This window comes from Peribacillus sp. P4_C12, assembly GCF_056402095.1.
In genome coordinates, this window is record NZ_JBFUIB010001075.1 from 1 (window position 1) to 729 (window position 729).

The window sequence follows — 729 nt, forward strand, 5'->3', positions numbered from 1 at the left end:
GGATTATTGAGGATTTTAATCAAGTAAATCATCTATCCTAATACTCTATGATTTTCAAAAAGTTCTTTAGGAAGAAAAAATGAAATAAAAGTATAGCTGCTATTTAGTAGCTTATAAAGGAAAGAAGGAAATCATGACAATAAAAACTGCATTGATTTTAGGTGCAACTGGAGTCGTTGGTACCCATTTAGTTAAAGAGTTAAGTAACAGCAATAATTATAAGGAAATCCACTTGCTAACTAGAAGGGAAATAGAATCTAAAGAACCTAATTGCGAAGTCCATGTTGTGGAGTTTGATAATTTAGTCAGATATGCAGATTTATTCAATGTCACTGATGTTTTTATTTGTTTAGGTACAACTATTAAGAAAGCCAAATCGAAAGAAGCTTTTCGTAAAGTTGATTATGAACTTGTTATTGAAGCGGCAAAAATGGCGAAAGCATCTAATGTTGAGAAATTTCTCGTCATAACAGCCATGGGAGCCAATTCCAAATCCAAGTTTTTCTACAGTCGTGTTAAAGGCGATGTGGAAGGAACACTACAACAACTAGAATTGAATTCTGTACATATATTTCGCCCGTCCTTACTTCTTGGTGAACGAAAGGAATTTAGGGCAGGTGAAAAGATTTCTGGTATGATTGGTTCTTTTGCTAAATTTCTCTTTGTTGGCCCTTTACGTCCATATCGTGCCATAGAAGCATACAAAGTAGCTGCTGCAATGTATGCTGC

The 729-nt window shown here is 34.6% G+C and carries 1 protein-coding gene; it reads left to right on the forward strand.

The annotated features are described in order from the left end of the window. Positions 1 to 133 precede the first annotated feature (133 nt). A partial coding sequence (locus AC1DUW_RS31405) for an NAD(P)H-binding protein (protein ID WP_477644519.1) occupies positions 134 to 729 on the forward strand: 596 nt, incomplete at its 3' end.